This is a genomic window from Niallia taxi (assembly GCF_004005475.1).
In the GTDB taxonomy this organism is placed as follows: Bacteria; Bacillota; Bacilli; order Bacillales; family Cytobacillaceae; genus Niallia; species Niallia taxi.
The window spans coordinates 828604-848064 of record NZ_RZTZ01000002.1; the positions used below are offsets into that span (position 1 = coordinate 828604).

The window sequence follows — 19461 nt, forward strand, 5'->3', positions numbered from 1 at the left end:
TTCATATATTAAAAGTTTAATGGAGGGATTGACCATGCGTGAATTTATAAAGATTAACCAAAAGGACAATGTGATTGTCGCTTTGAAGAATTTGCAAGCAGGTACGAAGCTCTTAGTTGATGATAAGGAGCTTGAATTGAAGGAGGATATTGCCAGAGGCCATAAAATCTCCACTATACCCATTCTAAAAAACAGCAATATTATTAAATATGGATTTCCAATTGGCCATGCGACAACAGATATACAAGCAGGTGTTTGGGTGCATACCCAAAATACGAAAACAAATCTTTCTGGAATCGAGGAATACAGTTATTTACCTCAAATAAGTTATATCCCTGCTCAAAACGAGAAACGCACATTCAAAGGCTACAAAAGAAAAAATGGCAATGTCGGTATTCGCAATGAATTGTTTATCGTACCAACAGTCGGCTGTGTAAACGGGATAGCTGATTTAATAGTGAAGGAATTTATTCGTGAAGTGGGGGATATTGCACCATTTGAAAACATCCAAGTTATTAAGCATAACTATGGATGCTCACAGCTTGGGGATGACCATGAGTATACAAAAACAATCCTTGGCAATGCGGCAACACATCCGAATGCGGGTGGAGTATTAGTGTTAGGACTAGGCTGTGAAAATAATATCATTGAAGACTTTAAGGATTCACTAGGGAGTATTGATGAAAGCAGGGTAAAGTTTCTATCCTCTCAGTCGGTATCTAATGAAATAGATGCAGGAGTTGCGCTTTTGAAAGAAATTTATACAAATGCTAGAAATGATGTGAGAGAGGACGTTCCTTTATCTGAATTAAAGGTTGGCTTGAAGTGCGGAGGTTCGGACGGTTTTTCTGGCATAACCGCAAACCCTCTATTAGGCCGGTTTTCAGATTTTCTGATCGCACAGGGAGGGACAACTGTGTTGACAGAAGTACCTGAAATGTTTGGCGCAGAAAAAATTTTAATGGAGCGGGCAGAAACAGAAGAGGTATTTCACAAGACAGTATCATTAATAAATGACTTTAAAGAATACTTCCTGCGCTATAACCAGCCTGTATATGAGAATCCTTCCCCTGGCAACAAGCTTGGCGGAATTACCACACTTGAAGATAAGTCACTTGGCTGCACCCAAAAAGCAGGAAGTGCTGCTGTCGTGGATGTCTTGAAATACGGGGAAAAACTCGCCAAAGATGGCTTGAATCTTTTGAGTGCTCCAGGTAATGATCTTGTAGCAACATCAGCATTAGGCGCTGCAGGCTGTCAGCTTGTTTTATTTACAACAGGAAGAGGCACTCCATTTGGCAGCTTTATACCAACTATTAAAGTATCGACAAACACACCGCTCTATCAGGATAAATCCCACTGGATTGATTTCAATGCAGGCAGCCTTCTTGAGAATGTAGAGGAAGAAGCTGTCCTGCAAGAATTTATTAATTACATCATAGCCGTTGCGAGCGGTCAGCTTGTCAATCATGAGAAAAATGAGTTTAGAGAGATTGCTATCTTTAAAGATGGTGTTACCTTGTAAACTGGAGGGGTGTGATACGTTCACACCCCTTTAAAATATTTTGTGACAATAAATTGAAAACGATTGCTCAATATTGAGCAATCTACTATAATGTTTATTGTTAACGTTAACATTAATGTATCATCCATTAAGAAGAAAGCAAATCTTTAGTTCATTGTTAGGAGAGAAGGAAATATGGCTAGAAAAATAGGTTTGAAACATCAACTTGCATATGGAAGCGGCAATTTATTAGGAAGTGGAGCTTTGGCAATCAGCGGCGCTTGGCTCATGTACTTTTTAACAACCTTTTGTGGATTGTCTGCTGTTCAAGCTGCTTCCATCTTTTCTATTGCAAGTATGGTGGATGCGATAAGTAATCCTATTATGGGATTTATTACAGATAATTTTCACAAAACAAAAGTAGGCAGAAAATTCGGTAGGAGAAGGTTTTTTATTTTGCTCGGTATTCCCCTCATGCTTGTCTATCCAATGATTTGGGTTGAAGGATTTGGTTACTGGTATTATCTATCAACCTATATTTTATTTGAACTGATCTATACTGGAATCATGGTTCCATATGAAACGATAGCGACCGAAATGACAGATAGCTTCAGCATGCGGACAAAGCTGACCGGATACAAGGCTATTTTTGGTAAAATCGCAGGATTCTTGGCTGCATTTATTCCTGGACGATTTATTGCAGAATACGGACAAGATGTGGCCACACCATTTCTGTACACAGGAATGGTGTATGGAGTCATCATGATGCTCGCAATGATAGCACTATATTTCTTCTCATGGGAAAGACCGTTTGAAAGTATTAAGAATGAAGAAAGTGGGGGCAATCTTTTTGAATCTTTAAAAAAGCTTGTAGTTGATATGCTGTCTACTTTCAAAATAAGGACATTTCGTCATCATTTAGGAATGTACTTGTTTGGATTCGGTGCTGAGTGGTTGTTTGCTTCCATGTTCACCTATTTTATCATTTTTGGTTTAGGTCACAGCTCAGAAGTCGTATCAAATCTCAACAGCATGAATTCCATTCTCCAACTGATTTCCACAGCCATCTTTATTGGCATATGCTTAAAGATGGGATTTGCCAAGCCATACAGAATGGCATTAACCGTTGTTATCATGACAGTAATTGGCTACGCAGCCTTATACTTCACAGGATCATCCAATTTGATGATACTAATAATCGTTATAACTGCTATATTTGGTTTTGGAACTGGCGGAGTTTATTATATTCCATGGACAGTTTATACTTTTCTCGCAGATGTTGATGAGCTCGTTACAGGGAGAAGACGAGAAGGGATATATGCCGGAACGATGACGTTTGCTGGAAAGCTTGTACGCGCAGTTATCGTTTTTCTGTTAGGGTGGATTTTAGAACAGTTCGGTTTTGTGTCAGGCAAAGCAGTCCAGCCTGAATCTGCTGTAAATGCAATAGTTTGGGTTTTAGCAGTCGGCGTAATAGGATTGGCGTTAATTGCTATCTTTGTAACCTACAAGATGAAGCTCGACAGCAAAACACATGCAATGATAATTAAAGAAATTGAACGTATTAACAATGGTGGTTCAAAACTGGAAGTGGACAAGGAAACAAAGGAAATGGTTGAATATCTTACAGGATTTAAGTATGAAGAGTGTTTTGGCAATAATACGCTCGGATACCAAGTGAGAAAAACGGTTTAGCTAAATGGAAGGAATAATCAGTTTATTCTTGAAAAACCGGTTGTAAACCCTTACAATTATTCATATAAATGTTAACGTGAACATTTTTAGGGAGATATAAATAATTTTTTCGAGGTGATAAAGTTGGAAAAAGTATTTGAAAAGAAGCAGACGTATAACAACTGGGGAGCAAAAGCTGCCAAAAGTGTGATGGAAAGAAAGCCGAACATCAATCCGAGAATGAGGTGGGAATATGAGGATGGTGTTGTGCTTGAAGGCATGTACTTATTATGGAAACAAACCGGTGACAGGGAGTATTTGGATTATATAAAAAGAAATCTAGATTTATTCGTTGACGGGGTTGGCAATATACCGAAGTACAGCTTACAGGAATTTAATATTGATCATGTAAATAACGGCAAAATTTTGATTGACCTGTATAACGAAACAAAAGATGAAAGGTATAAAAAGGCTGCTGATTTGTTGAGAGAACAGCTTCGTCGACATCCACGCACTATGGAAGGCTCATTTTGGCATAAACAAATTTATCCTTACCAAGTTTGGCTTGACGGTTTGTATATGGGGTCTGTGTTTTACGGAAAGTACATCCATACCTACGGCGAAGAGGAGAATTGGGAGGACGTAATCAATCAATTCCTGCTTTGTGAAAAGAATACGAGGGATGATAAAACGGGATTATTGCATCATGCCTATGATGAAACAAGAGAGCAGCCATGGGCTGATAAGGAAACAGGACTATCACAGCATTTTTGGGGACGCTCTGTTGGCTGGTTTGCGATGGCACTTGTCGATGTACTTGACTATTTGGACGGAAATGAACAGAAACAAAGATTAATAGTGATGCTAAAGGATGTACTGGATGCAGTTATGAAATTCCAGGATAAAGAGACGGCACTATGGTATCAGATTCTTGACCAAGGAACCAGAAAAGGAAATTATCTGGAATCTTCCTGTAGCTGCATGTTTCTTTATGCCATTGCCAAAGGTGTGCGCAAAGGCTATTTAGAGGAAGTATGGTATGAAATTGCTGAGAAAATATATGAAGGCGTCCTTGATGAATTTATAACAGAGACAAAGGAAGGCTATATCAATGTTAATAAAATCTGCTATGTCGGCGGACTAGGGGGTGCAGAAAAGCGTGATGGCTCCTTCACTTATTATATAAGTGAGCCCATTGTAACAAATGACCATAAAGGCTTAGGACCATTTATTTTGGCAAGTGCAGAAATGGAATGGCTTAATAAAGGGAAAAGGTAGGGAAAAAATATGAAGCGATTTATGGATGAAGAAACGTTTTTGCTAAACAATGAAACTGCTAAACTGCTTTATCATGATTATGCAAGCAATCTTCCAATTATCGATTACCACTGCCATTTGGACCCGCAAGCAATCGCAGAAAATAGAGGCTTTGAGAGTATAACAGAAATATGGCTAGCTGGTGACCATTATAAATGGCGTGCCATGCGTACATTCGGAATAAAGGAAGCGTATATAACAGGAAATAGGACAGATGAGGAAAAGTTCCAAGCATGGGCGAAGACCTTGCCATATACCATTGGTAATCCGCTTCTACATTGGTCTGCGATGGAATTGAAAAAATACTTTGGTGTGGAAGAACAGCTCTCAAGCGACAGTTGGCGGGATATTTATGATATTTGTAACAGACAAATCAACAGCGAAGGCTTCCATGTCAAAAAGCTCCTAACAGATTCGAATGTGGAGTGGATTTGTACAACAGATGACCCAACGGATGCGTTGCAACATCATAAAGCTATTGCTGGCAGTGCTTTTTCTACATCTGTTACCCCAACATTTAGGCCGGATCGGTTGTTAAGAATTGACAGAGAAGACTATAACGAATATATAGAGCATTTAGGGGAATCTGTGGGCTTTTCGATAGACAATTTTCCACTGCTTGTCGATGCAATTATGATGCGGATGGATTATTTTCATGCAAACGGCTGCTTTATTTCTGATCATGCCTTTACAAGCATTCCCTTTGCAAGAGCAACAGACAAAGAGCTTTCTGCCATATTTACAAAAAAACTTGCAAATCTTTTGCTGTCAGACCATGAAGTGGAGCAATATACGACAGAGCTGCTGCTTTTACTTGGACGGAAATATGCAGAACTAGGCTGGACTATGCAGCTCCATATAGGTGCAGCAAGAGATCCTAACACAAGAATGCTGCAAAAGCTTGGATCTGATTCTGGCTTTGACTTTATTGGTGACTGGAACTTTGGGGAGAAGCTTGCCTTGTTTATGAATGAGCTGGAATATGAGGATAAGCTTCCGAAAACAATTCTTTATAATTTAAATGCAGTTCATAATGACATGCTGGCAACATTGGCAGGTTCGTTTCAGAAGGAAGGGATTAAAGGAAAAGTTCAGTTTGGTACCGCCTGGTGGTTTAATGATCAGAAGGACGGCATGGAGAAACAGCTTAACTCCCTTTCTAATTTTGGGCTGCTTAGCACATTCGTCGGTATGCTGACAGATTCCCGCTCCTTCCTGTCCTATCCAAGACATGATTATTTCAGACGGATTTTGTGTAATCTTATCGGCACATGGGTGGAATCAGGGGAAGCACCTAATGATAAAAAGCTTCTCGGAAAAATAGTGCAAGACATTTCTTATAACAATGCATTTGAATACTTTAGGCTTGGCGAGAGAAAATAGCGGCAATAGGAAACGAAAGCTCTTGCTAATAGCAGCAAGAGCTTTCGTTTTTTTGTATTGCTTCCTTATAAGGAAGCAATAATATCTTTTTTTATCTTTGCTTGGCAGCTTTGAACAGCTTTAATTACCTTTTGCTCAAACTCCTCTGATACTCTGTATTTTGGGGTACTGACACTGATGGCACCATAGTTTTTTTCATTGATTGATATGGAGGCGCCGATACAAAATACCTCCTCTTCATGTTCACAATTATCACTGGCATAACCAAGGCTTCTGATGCTTGCAATTTCCTTGCGAAAGCCGGCTTTTGTTGTAATGGTGTTTTCTGTCATTTTAACCAAGTTATTGTTTTCAAGATATTCTTCCACCTCGTCATCACCGCGTTCAGCAAGGACCGCTTTTCCCATTGCAGAACAATAAATGGGAATGCTTTTGCCGACTTTTGAATAAAGGCAAATCGGGTTTTTGCTTTCAATTTTGGCAATATACACGATATTTGTTTTATCCTGGATACCAAGGTGAACAGTTTCGCCTGTTTCTGCTTGTAATGCTTCAAGATGAGGCTGGGCAATCTCTTTTATATCAAGATGCTGTATGGCTCTATTGGCATATTTAATAATTGTCGGACCAAGAGAGAATTTTTTTAATTCTGTATCTTTTTGAACGTATCCAATGTAATTTAGTGTTTCCAGTATCTTTAACGCAGTAGAATTCGTTAATTCGGTTTCTTTTGCGATTGTGTACAATGCTTGCGGCTCCTGACAGTCTGCCAAGTAGGCTAATATTCTGTCTGCTTTCAGCAAAACAGTCCCATATAGTTGTTTTTCCATTGTCTTCCTTCCTTTTTCATGCGGAAAGGGAAAAATTCACTCCCTTCCATCAGCTTTAGTTGATACTATTGTACACGTTTCTTATGAAATCCGCACTTTCCTTGATATGAGGTTCTGTGGTCGATTCCATCAAATAATACATAAAAGGCTTCCTTTTCTTGAAGCATGTAAACAGCTTTTTATAGTCAAGCTGTCCTTTTCCTACAGGAACCGTCATTATTTTGTTGTCTTCTATCATAAAATCTTTTAAGTGGACAATGGCAATTCTGTCGCCAAACAGCTCGGCAGATTCTAAAAAGAGTTTTTCCTGGTCATGATAGTTATCAAGTGTGATGAAGTTAACAGGATCATAGATAACTTGCATGTTATTAGAGTCGACAATATCCAGTAATCTCTTCATTTGAAATGGAGTGTGGATAGGGTGGTTAATGCCACCTTCAATTCCGACGATAACCCCAAACTTTTCAGCTTCAGCAACAAGCTCTTTTACACTAACTACAACGCTTTGAAACGCTTCTTCGGTAAAGTTTTCCTCCGTGTATTCCATCACTTCCAGGATATTGCCAGTTTCAGTTCCGACAATACTGCAATTGAAATCTCGTGCATATCTTACATGCTCTTTAAATCTTGTTAATTCTTGCTGCCGAATTTCAGGATTAGGATGAATCATATTAATATAGCAGCCTAGCACCGCAATTTGTATGCCAGCTTGGTTGAAGGCTCTGCTAATGTGGGAAGCGAGTCCTGTGGAAAGGCTGCCGTTTCGTATGTTCAATGAAGGGAATGATTTTGCGAGAGCTAATTGGACAGCAGAAAATCCTTTATTGGCAGCTTCATTTGCCAATTCTCCTAGTGAATGGCTAGTTAAATCATGCGCTCTAATACCTAAATTAATCATTTTCCTTTTCCTCCCTTAAATGGCGAAATTAATTTTACTTAGCAAAAATTTGTTTTTTCTTGTATTCGTTTTCAATAGAAGCTATAATGAACTTGTGTTTCCAAATAATAAATGAAGTTTCCTTATAAGAAATTATATAACGTTATTTTCGGAGGTGCAAGATGAATAAAGCAAATACTTTGAAAAAAGTGACAGATTGTGGGGTTGTTGCGGTAATCCGGGCAAACACACCTGAAGAAGCCGTTAAAACATCTCAAGCATGTGTGGAGGGGGGAATCACTGGAATTGAAGTAACCTTCACAGTGCAAAATGCAGAAAAGGCTATTAAAGAGCTGGTAGAAAGCTACCAAAACTCAAACGATGTTGTAATCGGAGCAGGAACAGTATTGGATGCCCATACAGCAAGGCTTGCTATTATGGCAGGTGCTCAGTTTATTGTCAGTCCATGTTTTGACAAGGAAACTGCTAAACTATGTAACTTGTATCAAATTCCGTATATGCCTGGATGTATGACGGTGACAGAAATGAAGCAGGCGCTTGAATATGGTGCCGATATAATCAAGCTCTTTCCTGGAAGCGCCTTTGGACCTGATTATGTCAAGGCTGTGAAAGCACCACTTCCACATGTGAACATTATGCCAACTGGTGGTGTAAGCCTGGAAAATATTCATGAATGGATTGGGAACGGCTGTGCAGCTGTTGGTGTTGGCGGCAACTTGGTAGCACCAGCTAGTGTGGGCAATTTTGAGCAAGTTACCGCCAATGCGAGGCAGTATGTAGAAAAAGTAAAGGAAGCTAGAGGCAAATCTTCATGAAAAAGGTTGTCACATTTGGAGAGATTATGCTGAGACTTTCAACTAATCAAGGCGAGCGTCTCAGTTCAGCAAACACTCTTCACATGCATTATGGAGGCGGAGAGGCAAATGTCGCCATTGCCCTTGCCGGATACGGATACAATACATATTTTGTCAGCAAAGTACCGGATAATCCGCTAGGTAAAGGAGTATGTCGGCATCTTCATGGAAACGGTGTATCAACAGACTTTCTGCTCTCAGGCGGTCAACGTTTAGGAACCTATTATTTAGAAACTGGCAGTGGTGAGCGCAGTCCGCATGTGACATATGACCGAAAATACTCCAGTTTTTCTGAGATCACAGGTGATGAGTTGAATTTTGAAGCAATCTTGAAGGATGCTGACATTTTTCATATTTCCGGTATTACACTAGCATTATCAGAAAGTTTAAGAGAATTGGTTTTGCAGGCTGTTCAAACGGCAAAAAGGCTTGGGGTCCAAGTAAGCTTTGATTTTAACTACAGAGCAACATTATGGAGCCAGGAAGAGGCTGCAGCAGCAATTAAGCCAATATTGCCACATGTGGATATTTGTTCATGCGGGGAACTGGATGCTATTTATCTCCTTAGTATCCCTAAGGCAAGAAGTGAATGGGATAATCAGGAAAGGCTTGTCTATTATTACGAGAAAATTAATGAGATGTATCCAAACATTGCCGTAATGGCTTCTACCTTCCGCACAGTGCATTCAGCCTCCCACAATGAGCTGCAAGGAAACTTGTATTTGGATGGCAAGCTTTATCAATCGAAAGTGCATGATATTAAGCCAATTGTCGATAGGGTTGGTGGAGGGGATGCATTTGCGTCAGGAATTTTATGCGGTCTTTTAGAAGACCAAGCACCAGCCGAACTCGTTGCTTTCGCAACAGCAGCTTCTGCATTAAAGCACACGATTTACGGAGATTGCAGTCAATTCACGAAAAAAGAAATTACTAGATTTATAGAAGCAGGATCAGGGCGGATTTCCCGCTGACCAATAATATGAAAATAAAGGAGCGATTTAAAATGACAGAATTAGCTACTCGTTATGCCATCCATCCTGAGGACATGAAAAAATATACGACAGATGAACTGAGAAATCATTTCCTTGTTGAGACAATTTTTGAACCAGGCTATGTGCACCTTACTTATACGCATAATGATCGAATGATTTTTGGTGGAGTAACACCAGCACAAAACGAACTGACCATTACCTTAAATAAGGAATTAGGTGTTGAATATTTCTTGGAACGCAGAGAACTGGGAATTATCAATATTGGCGGAGATGGTTCTGTTATTTTAGATGGAGAAGTATATGACATGCAAAAAAGAGATGGTTTGTATGTTGGGAAAGGAACAAAGGAAGTAATATTCCGTTCAGAAAATCCAGAAAATCCGGCGAAGTTTTATATCAACTCAACTCCTGCTCATCATAAATATCCAACAGTGAAAATTGACATAAATAAAATTGAGCCACTTCAAGCTGGAGAGCCTGGAACGCTTAACGAACGAAGAATTTATCAATATGTTCATCCGAATGTGTGTGAAAGCTGTCAGCTGCAAATGGGCTTGACGATGCTGTCACCGGGAAGCGTGTGGAATACGATGCCATGCCATACACATGAAAGACGCATGGAAGTATATTTGTACTTTGATATGGAACCAGAAACTCGCGTATTCCACTTTATGGGCCAGCCGGCTGAAACAAGACATTTAGTTATGAGTAATGAGCAAGCAGCCATTTCACCAAGCTGGTCGATCCATACAGGGACTGCTACAAATAATTATACTTTCATTTGGGGGATGTGCGGGGAAAATATTACGTATACAGATATGGATCATGTGAAAATGGAAGACTTGCGCTAATAATATGAATCTAGTAAAAAAAGGAGGAATATAATGATGACTACACAATTTGATCAATTTTCTTTAGATTTCTTTAAACTAGATGGACAGGTCGCCATCGTAACTGGCGGAAATTCAGGGTTAGGACAAGGGTATGCGGTGGCACTTGCTAAAGCAGGTGCAGATCTCTTTATTGTCACTCATGATGATAATTGGAGTGAAACGAAAGAGCTGATTGAGAAGGAAGGCAAAACAGTTGTTTTTCATCAAGCCGATTTGACTGACAGGAACCAAGCAAAAGCAGTAATTACAGCCTGTCAGGAAGCCTTTGGGAAGATAGATGTTTTAGTCAATAATGCAGGAACAATCAGACGTGCTCCATTACTTGAGTATAAAGAGGACGATTGGGATGCTGTTATGGATATTAATTTGAACGCTGTTTATTTTTTAAGCCAAGCTGTTGCGAGAATCATGAAGGAACAAGGCAATGGTAAAATCATTAATGTTGCCTCCATGCTTGCATTTCAAGGCGGCAAGTTTGTTCCGCCATACACAGCGAGTAAGCATGGAGTTGCAGGGATTACGAAGGCATTTGCAAATGAACTGGCTGAATATAATATCCAGATAAATGCTATTGCTCCAGGCTATATTAAAACAGCAAATACCGCACCAATTCGAGCCGATGAAAAGCGCAATGCAGAAATACTTTCCCGTATCCCCGCGAATCGTTGGGCAGATCCAGCAGATTTAATGGGTGTAATCGTATTTTTAGCAAGTAAGGCCTCCGACTATATGAACGGACATATTTTAGCAGTTGATGGTGGCTGGTTAGCAAGATAAAAAGAGAGAATATCCGCTATTCACTATAATTTAGTGAATAGCTTTTTTTATTTATATTCACTAAAAAGGAATTTGTAAACGTGTTAAAGAATACTTGTAAGGATATCTTTTCCTAGTAAAACTTACTAATAAGAAGAAAAGAGGCTGAATTTATAAGTAGCTTCGATTATAAAGGTAGTTTTATAGGAACTAAACAGATGGTACGAACATCAATTATTTAGAATTAGGAAGGACGACAAATAATGAAAAAATGGGCATTTGTATCTGACTTTGATGGAACCATTTCCAAAAAGGACTTTTATTGGATTGTAATTGAACGCTATTTTCCAGAAGGCAAGGAGCTGTATAAAGAGTGGAAAAACGGAAGCATCAAGGATATTGACTTTTTAAGTACAGTATTTGGAGCTATCCATCAGGAGGAGGACCAAATAATCCGTGATGTGCATGGGATTCCGATTGATGAATATGTGCCTCCCTTCGTTAAAGCTGTCCAGCAAAGTGGTGGCGATTTCTACATTCTTAGTGCGGGAACAGATTATTACATAAAGCATATTATAGAGAAGTACAAGCTGGAAAACGTTGTTGTTCTTTCCAATGAAGGAGTATTCAAAGACAAAAATATTCAGTTGAATATTAATAAGGAAGATTGGAAGTATTCAGAGCGGTATGGCATTGACAAGGCAATCGTTATTCAAAAGCTAAAGGAGGAATATGAGAAAGTCTACTTTGCTGGTGACAGTGAACCGGATTCTCACCCAGCAGCATTTGCGGACATAACCTTTGCAAGGGATGTTTTAAAGGATTTGCTAACAGAAAAAAATATCGACTTTATCCCATTTGAATCCTTCCGCGAAATAGAAGCACAGCTTACAAAAAATGGGCAAATTTCCGCAAAGTAATACATGAAAGTTAAGGTAATGTAAAGATATTGTTAATATTATGTATTTATGGTGTAAATACAATATGATGTAATTAGCAACGTTTCAAAGGAGGTGAGCAATTGTTTAAAAAAATAATCCGTAAGGTACAACAACTTACAGGAAGCCACAGTGATCGTCACAGGCATAGAAAGTTCAGCAGCAGTCGCCGTAGTCGCAAGTATTATGGTAGCAGCAGTTCTGGTAAAAGGAGTCATGACAGATACGGTGGCAGCCATCGTTATAAACGAAAAAGCTACAGCAGCAGCTGACAAAAAAACTCTTGCTTAAATTAGTAGCAAGAGTTTTTTTATGGCATTATCAACATCATAACGAATGCTTTGGATTTCTTGATAGCCCTTATCAATACCAAGCAGTTTCTTAATAATATTTGTTGTTTCTTCATTTAGTTCAAGCTCTGTAAGCCAGCTGCCCTTCCTTTTTCTTTTACCTGTATATGTGGAATACAGCAAATAGAGAAGGCATTCCCCGATATCAAAAAAATCATCCTGTTTAAGCACTTCTGCTTCTTTTGGGTCGGAAGCGAGCTTGGCGAGTCCATAATCAATTAAATAAAGATTATTTTCCTTTATAAGAATATTCGGCGGCCGGATATCATGATGATAAATATGCTTATCATGCAAATAAGCAAGTGCATCTAAAAGCTTTTGAATCAGTTTTAAAGCATCTATTTCAGAGAACGTTTGTTTTTCGTAAAAAAGCAAATCCTCTATATTTAACCCGTCAATATACTCCATTACGTAAAAGACCTCTTTATCTGATTCAATTGTATCAAATAGCCTTGGAATTTGATGATGATTTAATGAGGAAATCAACTTGATTTCTTGCAGGAAACGTTGTTTTTCCTTTTGCTTCAATGCCTTGCTTGGACGCAGCTGCTTGGCGACATATTGCTTATTTGTATCAATATGTGTGCATCTGTAAATTAGGCCATAGCCACCCATACCAACACATTTTTCCATTCGATAAGAATTTCCAAGAAGTTCGCCCTTTTGCAAGGGGCGATCATAAATCCACTTGAGAAGAATTTTCCAAATCATTCATCCACATCCTAAGTCAACACTTTAGAATATTGTAGCAAATAAATAGACATTACTGGTACTGGTAAGTGGTATATGACGTGCATTTAAAAATAGAGGAATAGGTCAGCATGTGCGTAAATATGATACATAAAAGGGAGAATGAAGGTGATAAATTGGACAGTCATTTCATATTTACTCAATTTCTTTTTTATGGGATCCTCTTTGCAGCATTATTTTTCTCTTGGAAAATCGGCAAGTACTTTCTGAAAACGAAAGGGATAGTGATTGCTGCAATTGCATCCATATTGTCAAGCATATGTTTTCTAGTAATATGTGGAGCTATTTGGTATCAAGCTGTACCCGATTTATTCAGCAAAGGAGTCATCCTTTTCATTTATATTGGCTTGCTTGCAGCAGGGAATGGAGTGGTAATCCGTTATTTGCTGTACAAAAGATCCAAGTGAAAAGGAGCATTTTCTCTATTTTTAGAGGAAATGCTTTTTTATTGTTTCGCAGCGTTTTTTTGGAAGAAAAAATCCATGTGCAACGTAAAAAATATATGCTATAATTTTTCTTTTATGTATAATAGGAAATGTGGGAAAATTCTAACAAAGAAGCACTTCATACATGATCAGCGCAATTTTTTATGTTCATGTAAAAACAATCATGCTAATAAAAATAGTAGAGTAGTGATTGATTGCTAACATCATAGAAAGAGAGTGTGAAGAATAATCATGCAAGAGCAAAAGTTAGCGAGAGGATTAAAGAACAGACATGTTCAGCTGATCGCAATCGGTGGTGCGATCGGAACAGGATTATTTCTTGGTTCAGGAAAATCGATTCATCTTGCAGGTCCATCCATATTATTTGCCTATTTGATTACGGGCATTATTTGTTTTTTAATTATGCGGGCTTTAGGTGAATTGCTTCTTTCCAATATGCAATACCATTCGTTTGTGGACTTTGTCCAAGATTATCTTGGCAATATGGCTGCATTTATTACAGGCTGGACGTACTGGTTTTGCTGGATTACAATCGCTATGGCCGATTTAACGGCTGTCGGATTGTATACACAGTACTGGTTGCCGAATGTACCGCAATGGGTGCCAGGGCTAATTTTACTGGTTATCCTTTTATGTATGAACCTTGCAACAGTAAAACTTTTCGGAGAGATGGAGTTTTGGTTTGCACTAATAAAAGTCATTGCTATTCTAGCTTTGATTGTAGTAGGTTTGTTCATGATATTTAAAGGTATTACAACAGATGCAGGAACAGCAAGTTTTTCTAACCTGTGGAGTCATGGGGGAATGTTCCCGAATGGTATGAATGGATTTATCCTTTCCTTCCAAATGGTCGTATTTGCCTTTGTTGGAATTGAATTAGTCGGTCTTACCGCAGGCGAAACGGAAAAGCCTGAGGTTGTACTGCCGAAAGCAATCAACAGCATTCCGATAAGAATTTTAATTTTCTATATCGGCGCGTTGCTTGTTATCATGGGAATTTATCCTTGGAATGCCATTAATCCTGCTGAAAGTCCATTTGTACAAGTATTCTTGACAGTTGGTATTCTTGCAGCAGCAGGTGTAGTCAATTTTGTTGTGTTAACATCTGCAGCATCTGCATGTAACAGTGCGATTTTTAGTACAAGCAGAATGGTGTTCTCATTGGCGAAAAATGACAATGCACCAGCGCCAATGACAAAATTGACGAAAAGAAGTGTACCAGCAAATGCGCTGTATTTCTCCTTAGTCGTTATATTAATTGCAGTTGTGCTGAATTATATTATGCCAGAGGATGTATTTACACTCATTACAAGTATTTCAACTGTGTGCTTCCTATTCATATGGGCAATAATTGTTATTTGCCATTTGAAATATAAAAAACAAAAACCAGAATTGGCGAAAAACAACCCATTTAAAATGCCGCTTTATCCGGCTGCCAACTACATTATTTTAGCGTTTTTGGCATTCATCCTAGTTGTTTTAGGATTTGCAGAGGATACTAGAGTTGCATTGTTTGTAACACCAGTTTGGTTCATTTTGCTAATTGTAATCTATCAATTCCGCAAAAAAGTCATTCAATAAGAAGTGAAAAAGACAGCTAAATGGCTGTCTTTTTCCTTTTTTTACGAAACCTTTACAAAACGAAAAAATTTCCTTGACGCTAAGACAAGCATCCGTTATTATAAGTACATCAAGTAAGCGAATATATTACATAAAATATGATCCGATAGTTCAGCGGGAGAATACATCCTTGACAGGGATGGGGTCGGGGGTTCGAATCCCTCTCGGATCATCAAGAAAAGGTCACTTTCCAAGAGAAAGTGGTTTTTTTTTATGCCTAGATACTGCAATAAAAAGACTTAATTTATATGCCTATTTTACGTTTGAACAACATAATTGTCATATGGAACATAAGTATATAAGTCTAATTAAAAAATATTTAATGTGATTGATTAATAGTTTGGTTTCTTTGAAAAACAATAATTAAAAATCTTAGTGGAATGGAGCGGAGGCTACTCGACTCCTGCGGGATATAGAGGAAAAGATGAGACCCCGCAGGCGAAGACGAGGAGGCTCATCTTCCTCCCCGCGGAAAGTGAGTGGCCGCAGAGCAATGAAACGAACTAATTTTTAAAGCCATACTCTATTTTATATTTTCATGCTACATTGTCTCAAAGTTAGATATAATATTATTTGTGTTTAGATAGGTTAATTTTGTTTTGTCCCATCCTCTTTGCATTTATATGATAAGTAGGTAAAGTAATAGGCAGTTAGTTAAAATATTTACTTAATGTATATGCAATTCCGTCTTCTTCATTTGAGCGAGTCACTTCATCCGCAACAGCTTTTAAATCGTCTACCGCGTTAGCCATAGCTACACCAATACCAGCATATTCGACCATTGTTGCGTCATTATGTCCATCTCCAAAGGCAATCATTTCCTCCCTTTTGTAACCTCTAGGGATAAGGACTGTATCCAATGCTTTTGCTTTATCTATTCCTTGAGCTGTAAATTCAAAGTAAAAGGGTGCCGTAAACACACAATTTAATTTCTCTTTAAAAGGCTCCATCATTTCTTTATAATGCTGCTGAAGATAATCAGGAGATCCTGCAGTTAGGATTTTATTTAGTGGATAGTCAGCAAACGCAGCCAAATCTTCTATTTCACATAAATTAAATTTACCACCGCGAGACTCATATTTTATGATATTAATAGAATTTCCATTATAATCTATTTCATTGTTAAACACATCATTGACAAACATATAGTTATCTTTATCAATCATTGGAATAACTTCAAACTTTTTCATATGCTCAAGCACTTCTTGCCCTTCGTCCACACTCATCGTTTCATTAAATAAGACTTCATTTGTTTCACAATCCACTACTTTAGAACCGTTAAAAGAAACTAAAAGTCCATGATGCTTCTCCATTTCTAATTCTTTTGCAATATCCCTTAATCCAGATGTTGGTCTTCCAGATGCTAGAACTAAAATGGCCCCAGCTTTTTGCGCCTTTACTAACACCTCTTTTGTTTTAGCAGTAATTACTTTTTCATTATTCGTTAACGTACCATCTACATCCATAATAATTACTTTAATATCATTCATATTGGGATCCTCCCCTTATTTTTATCGTTAGATACTATAATTTTATACAATATCGTATACTTCACTCTGTTTGAATTTCTTTCCTAATCCTAATTTTATAACAATTAATCTTGCATTATCCATCAAAATCGGGTTTAATATTATCAAAATCGTATAATTTGGGAGGATATACATGAATTCGGCATTAGAGATTTTTTCAGATGCATCAGAACGATTAAATTATAATATACCAGGTTTTCCGTTATATGCTCGAAAAGGAAGGCTGTTTTATTTTGATAAATATGCAGCCCCTAGTCATTGGCATTCAGATTTAGAGTTTATCGTCGTGCTAGATGGTTCGATGGAATATTTTGTGAATGGCCGAACGGTGTGTGTGGAAAAAGGGGACGGAATCTTTGTGAATAGTAAACGGATACATTATGGTTATTCCAATACTATGAATGATTGCCATTTTATTGTGGTTGTTATTCATCCAGCCTTGCTTGGTGAGCATACTCAAGCAGGAAAGGTTTATCTTGAGGAAAAGTTCGGTTCAAATACGGAAGATTACTTATTATTAACTGAAAGTGTTTCATGGCAACGGGAAGCACTGAATTCATTAAATGACATATACCAAGAAATGCAACAAAACCAAAATCCGCTTCGATTAATGGCACAAGTCATGTCACTGTGTGCAAATATCGGTGTTCATATCCAACAAACTCCCAAGAATTATCTCGATGACAATTCTTGGGAGACAGTATGGAAAATGACTAATTTCATACATGAGCATTATGAGGATAAAATAACACTTGATGACATCGCATTAGCCGGTAATGTTTGTAGAAGTATTTGCTGTAATTTGTTCAATAAATATATAGAACAAACCCCCAATAATTATTTAATCGGCTATCGAATTCAAAAAAGCTGTGAAATGCTGAAAGAAACAAATAGATCAATCAGTGAAATAGCAATTGCATGTGGGTTTCAAAGTGGCAGCTATTTTTCGTATACATTTCGGAAGAAAATGGGCTACGGGCCTCAGGACTATCGCAAGCAAATTACTATTGTTAATCCTGATTCTATTTCGTGAAAAATCAGCTATAGCACTTTTTTTATAGATGCGGACGAGAACAGTTAAATAATATACGATTTTGAAAGAAAGATAGGAGATTTTGATAGAAGAGAGAGAAATAAACAGATACAATTTTTAATAGGATAACTATTGAAGCATAAAAGGAGACATAGTAAATGACAATGAGAGACAGAATTCATTCAGGGAAGTTATTTACCGACAATTGTGAGGGATTACCTGAAGATAGGATGCAAGCAAAAAGAAGAATGCAGGAATTTAATGCTACAGGACCAGAGGCTATTGATAAGCGAGTTCAACTTATGGAAGAAATTTTTGCTAAAAAAACAAATGCGTGGATAGAACCACCATTTTATTTTTGCTATGGTACAAATATTGAAATTGGTGACGGTACTTATATTAACTTTAACTGTAATTTTGTTGACGACACGAAAATTATCATTGGAAAAAACGTTTTGTTTGGCCCTGCCATAACTATTGCTACTGTTGGTCATCCAATCAATCCTAATTACAGAGAGTATATGTATGCTGATCCAGTCAAAATTGAAGATAATTGCTGGATTGGAGCTGGAAGTACGATATGTCCAGGAGTAACCATTGGCGAAAACAGTGTTATTGGAGCTGGCAGTGTAGTGACAAAGGATATTCCGGCTAACTCAGTTGCTGTTGGGAATCCTTGCAGAGTAATTCGTACAATTAATGAACATGATAGGGAATATTACTATAAGGACAGAAAAATAACGCAAGAGGATTTAGCTGAGGAAGCAAGCTTAAGAGCAAAGAAGCCAGATATTAAAAAATAATTTTCCCATTACAAAACAATAACCATTTCAATCGTTTTTAAGAGTGAGGATTACCTATGTTAAAATATCAAAAAATCGCCTTGGAAATAGCAAGACATATAACGGAAAATTTACAACAAAAAGACAAGCTTCCGGTCATAGAAACGTTAATTAGTCATTTTAAGGTTAGTAAAAGCACCATCATAAAAGCGCTTAAGGTATTGGAGGATAAAGGAATCATTTATATGGTGCGAGGAAGCGGGATTTTTGTAAGAGGTGAAGGTAGAAAGGAATATTATAATCTTTTGGGAGTAAATGAGCTTCTGGAAGATGCTAGTGATAACCGTTATGATTTGTTGGAAATAATGGAAATGAAACGAATAAATGCATTACCTGAAGTTACAAATGCTCTTAGATTGGAAAAAACCGCAAAGGTGTATTCTGTAAAGTATGTTTATTATCTGGATAAGCAAGTAACATGTTTGGAGCAAGTTTTTTTAAGCCAGAAGATAATATCCAATCTGGACGAAGAAATAGCTCTTAAGCCGATTTGGGAGTATATCAAGGACGTTCTCGGAATAAAAATGGGGTTTCCAGATATTTATGTCAATGTAGATAAACTGAATGCGGAAGAAGCCAGTTTTTTCGGCTTAAATGCAGGGGATCCCATGCTGTGTAAAGAAATTATTTATCATCTTGTAAATGGCCAGCCATTTTGTTATTCAAAAGCTGTTTATCATTACAAACAAGCTAGGTTTTTCCTTAAAGTAAATAGTCCAAACTAGATTACTAGACAAAGCTATTATTATAAGAAGTTGTTAAATGAATAAGATCTACTTATTAAAGTTTTTTAATAAGTGGTTTAAACAGAAATAGTTAGGGCCAATACAATCTCTTTTCTTTTTAGGAGGA

19 protein-coding genes and 1 tRNA gene are annotated in these 19461 nt (G+C 37.7%); 16 read left to right on the forward strand and 4 right to left on the reverse strand.

Annotated elements, in window-relative coordinates:
• Window positions 1-34: 34 nt before the first annotated feature.
• The 4 genes from EM808_RS08995 to uxaC all read left to right on the forward strand — a co-directional run bounded on the left by EM808_RS08995 (window position 35) and on the right by uxaC (window position 5878).
• The gene (locus tag EM808_RS08995; protein ID WP_127737832.1) at window positions 35-1525 is read left to right on the forward strand and encodes a UxaA family hydrolase; all 1491 of its coding nucleotides are present in this window, start codon (window positions 35-37) and stop codon (window positions 1523-1525) included.
• Between the two features lie 174 nt (window positions 1526-1699).
• Window positions 1700-3199, forward strand: a complete 1500-nt coding sequence (locus EM808_RS09000; protein WP_127737833.1) for an MFS transporter — start codon at window positions 1700-1702, stop codon at window positions 3197-3199.
• A 123-nt stretch (window positions 3200-3322) separates the two neighbouring features.
• Window positions 3323-4456 carry a glycoside hydrolase family 88/105 protein gene (locus EM808_RS09005; RefSeq protein ID WP_235856581.1) on the forward strand — a complete coding sequence of 378 codons (1134 nt, stop codon included), beginning with the start codon at window positions 3323-3325 and terminating at the stop codon, window positions 4454-4456.
• 9 nt (window positions 4457-4465) lie between these two features.
• The gene (gene uxaC / locus EM808_RS09010) at window positions 4466-5878 is read left to right on the forward strand and encodes a glucuronate isomerase (protein ID WP_127737834.1); all 1413 of its coding nucleotides are present in this window, start codon (window positions 4466-4468) and stop codon (window positions 5876-5878) included.
• Window positions 5879-5943: 65 nt separating this feature from the next.
• On the opposite strand, the gene EM808_RS09015 is transcribed toward uxaC, so the two are convergent.
• Both EM808_RS09015 and EM808_RS09020 read right to left on the reverse strand, forming a co-directional pair.
• Window positions 5944-6708, reverse strand: coding sequence for an IclR family transcriptional regulator (locus EM808_RS09015; RefSeq protein WP_127737835.1), 765 nt, complete (start codon window positions 6706-6708; stop codon window positions 5944-5946).
• A 55-nt stretch (window positions 6709-6763) separates the two neighbouring features.
• The gene (locus tag EM808_RS09020) at window positions 6764-7606 is read right to left on the reverse strand and encodes a sugar phosphate isomerase/epimerase family protein (protein ID WP_127737836.1); all 843 of its coding nucleotides are present in this window, start codon (window positions 7604-7606) and stop codon (window positions 6764-6766) included.
• Window positions 7607-7767: 161 nt separating this feature from the next.
• Between EM808_RS09020 and EM808_RS09025 the strand changes: the two genes are divergently transcribed.
• The 6 genes from EM808_RS09025 to EM808_RS09050 all read left to right on the forward strand — a co-directional run bounded on the left by EM808_RS09025 (window position 7768) and on the right by EM808_RS09050 (window position 12330).
• Window positions 7768-8421 carry a bifunctional 4-hydroxy-2-oxoglutarate aldolase/2-dehydro-3-deoxy-phosphogluconate aldolase gene (locus EM808_RS09025; protein ID WP_127737837.1) on the forward strand — a complete coding sequence of 218 codons (654 nt, stop codon included), beginning with the start codon at window positions 7768-7770 and terminating at the stop codon, window positions 8419-8421.
• Window positions 8418-9431 (forward strand): sugar kinase, encoded by a 1014-nt coding sequence (locus tag EM808_RS09030; RefSeq protein ID WP_127737838.1) that lies wholly within the window; start codon window positions 8418-8420, stop codon window positions 9429-9431. The genes EM808_RS09025 and EM808_RS09030 overlap by 4 nt, the downstream gene beginning before the upstream one ends.
• A gap of 32 nt (window positions 9432-9463) precedes the next feature.
• Window positions 9464-10303, forward strand: coding sequence for a 5-dehydro-4-deoxy-D-glucuronate isomerase (gene kduI / locus EM808_RS09035; RefSeq protein ID WP_127737839.1), 840 nt, complete (start codon window positions 9464-9466; stop codon window positions 10301-10303).
• 36 nt (window positions 10304-10339) lie between these two features.
• Entirely contained in the window at window positions 10340-11122 is a 783-nt protein-coding gene (kduD, locus tag EM808_RS09040; protein WP_127737939.1) for a 2-dehydro-3-deoxy-D-gluconate 5-dehydrogenase KduD, read from the forward strand.
• Between the two features lie 242 nt (window positions 11123-11364).
• Window positions 11365-12021 (forward strand): MtnX-like HAD-IB family phosphatase, encoded by a 657-nt coding sequence (locus tag EM808_RS09045; RefSeq protein WP_127737840.1) that lies wholly within the window; start codon window positions 11365-11367, stop codon window positions 12019-12021.
• 150 nt (window positions 12022-12171) lie between these two features.
• Window positions 12172-12330, forward strand: a complete 159-nt coding sequence (locus tag EM808_RS09050; protein WP_164849606.1) for a hypothetical protein — start codon at window positions 12172-12174, stop codon at window positions 12328-12330.
• On the opposite strand, the gene EM808_RS09055 is transcribed toward EM808_RS09050, so the two are convergent.
• Window positions 12327-13100: a serine/threonine protein kinase gene (locus EM808_RS09055; RefSeq protein ID WP_127737842.1), complete on the reverse strand. Its 774-nt coding sequence runs from the start codon at window positions 13098-13100 to the stop codon at window positions 12327-12329. The genes EM808_RS09050 and EM808_RS09055 overlap by 4 nt on opposite strands.
• Before the next feature lie 110 nt (window positions 13101-13210).
• Between EM808_RS09055 and EM808_RS09060 the strand changes: the two genes are divergently transcribed.
• From EM808_RS09060 to EM808_RS09070, 3 genes are all read left to right on the forward strand, one after another.
• Entirely contained in the window at window positions 13211-13546 is a 336-nt protein-coding gene (locus EM808_RS09060; protein ID WP_150908895.1) for a hypothetical protein, read from the forward strand.
• A 270-nt stretch (window positions 13547-13816) separates the two neighbouring features.
• Window positions 13817-15166, forward strand: a complete 1350-nt coding sequence (locus EM808_RS09065) for an amino acid permease (RefSeq protein ID WP_127737844.1) — start codon at window positions 13817-13819, stop codon at window positions 15164-15166.
• Window positions 15167-15305: 139 nt separating this feature from the next.
• A tRNA-Val gene (locus tag EM808_RS09070) sits at window positions 15306-15377 on the forward strand.
• A 478-nt stretch (window positions 15378-15855) separates the two neighbouring features.
• Here EM808_RS09070 and EM808_RS09075 read toward each other — a convergent pair.
• On the reverse strand, window positions 15856-16695 hold the full coding sequence (locus EM808_RS09075; protein ID WP_127737845.1) for a Cof-type HAD-IIB family hydrolase: 840 nt from the start codon (window positions 16693-16695) through the stop codon (window positions 15856-15858).
• Between the two features lie 172 nt (window positions 16696-16867).
• Here EM808_RS09075 and EM808_RS09080 point away from each other — a divergent pair, with 172 nt between their 5' ends.
• The 3 genes from EM808_RS09080 (at window position 16868) to EM808_RS09090 (ending at window position 19334) form a co-directional block, all read left to right on the forward strand.
• On the forward strand, window positions 16868-17767 hold the full coding sequence (locus tag EM808_RS09080) for an AraC family transcriptional regulator (protein ID WP_127737846.1): 900 nt from the start codon (window positions 16868-16870) through the stop codon (window positions 17765-17767).
• Between the two features lie 158 nt (window positions 17768-17925).
• A complete protein-coding gene (locus tag EM808_RS29490; protein WP_127737847.1) occupies window positions 17926-18570 on the forward strand; it encodes a DapH/DapD/GlmU-related protein in 645 nt (214 codons plus the stop codon).
• A gap of 56 nt (window positions 18571-18626) precedes the next feature.
• Window positions 18627-19334, forward strand: coding sequence for a GntR family transcriptional regulator (locus tag EM808_RS09090; protein WP_127737848.1), 708 nt, complete (start codon window positions 18627-18629; stop codon window positions 19332-19334).
• The last annotated feature ends 127 nt before the right edge of the window (window positions 19335-19461 follow it).

What these genes read in the sequence shown, in the direction of transcription:
- EM808_RS08995 (WP_127737832.1), top strand. Translation starts at nt 35, where the DNA reads ATGCGTGAATTTATAAAGATTAACCAAAAGGACAATGTGATTGTCGCT.
- EM808_RS09090 (WP_127737848.1), top strand. Translation starts at nt 18,627, where the DNA reads ATGTTAAAATATCAAAAAATCGCCTTGGAAATAGCAAGACATATAACG.
- EM808_RS09080 (WP_127737846.1), top strand. Translation starts at nt 16,868, where the DNA reads ATGAATTCGGCATTAGAGATTTTTTCAGATGCATCAGAACGATTAAAT.
- EM808_RS09000 (WP_127737833.1), top strand. Translation starts at nt 1,700, where the DNA reads ATGGCTAGAAAAATAGGTTTGAAACATCAACTTGCATATGGAAGCGGC.
- EM808_RS09020 (WP_127737836.1), bottom strand. Translation starts at nt 7,606, where the DNA reads ATGATTAATTTAGGTATTAGAGCGCATGATTTAACTAGCCATTCACTA.
- EM808_RS29490 (WP_127737847.1), top strand. Translation starts at nt 17,926, where the DNA reads ATGACAATGAGAGACAGAATTCATTCAGGGAAGTTATTTACCGACAAT.
- EM808_RS09045 (WP_127737840.1), top strand. Translation starts at nt 11,365, where the DNA reads ATGAAAAAATGGGCATTTGTATCTGACTTTGATGGAACCATTTCCAAA.
- EM808_RS09015 (WP_127737835.1), bottom strand. Translation starts at nt 6,708, where the DNA reads ATGGAAAAACAACTATATGGGACTGTTTTGCTGAAAGCAGACAGAATA.
- uxaC (WP_127737834.1), top strand. Translation starts at nt 4,466, where the DNA reads ATGAAGCGATTTATGGATGAAGAAACGTTTTTGCTAAACAATGAAACT.
- EM808_RS09030 (WP_127737838.1), top strand. Translation starts at nt 8,418, where the DNA reads ATGAAAAAGGTTGTCACATTTGGAGAGATTATGCTGAGACTTTCAACT.
- kduI (WP_127737839.1), top strand. Translation starts at nt 9,464, where the DNA reads ATGACAGAATTAGCTACTCGTTATGCCATCCATCCTGAGGACATGAAA.
- EM808_RS09025 (WP_127737837.1), top strand. Translation starts at nt 7,768, where the DNA reads ATGAATAAAGCAAATACTTTGAAAAAAGTGACAGATTGTGGGGTTGTT.
- EM808_RS09060 (WP_150908895.1), top strand. Translation starts at nt 13,211, where the DNA reads ATGTGCGTAAATATGATACATAAAAGGGAGAATGAAGGTGATAAATTG.
- EM808_RS09065 (WP_127737844.1), top strand. Translation starts at nt 13,817, where the DNA reads ATGCAAGAGCAAAAGTTAGCGAGAGGATTAAAGAACAGACATGTTCAG.
- EM808_RS09075 (WP_127737845.1), bottom strand. Translation starts at nt 16,695, where the DNA reads ATGAATGATATTAAAGTAATTATTATGGATGTAGATGGTACGTTAACG.
- EM808_RS09055 (WP_127737842.1), bottom strand. Translation starts at nt 13,100, where the DNA reads ATGATTTGGAAAATTCTTCTCAAGTGGATTTATGATCGCCCCTTGCAA.
- kduD (WP_127737939.1), top strand. Translation starts at nt 10,340, where the DNA reads ATGACTACACAATTTGATCAATTTTCTTTAGATTTCTTTAAACTAGAT.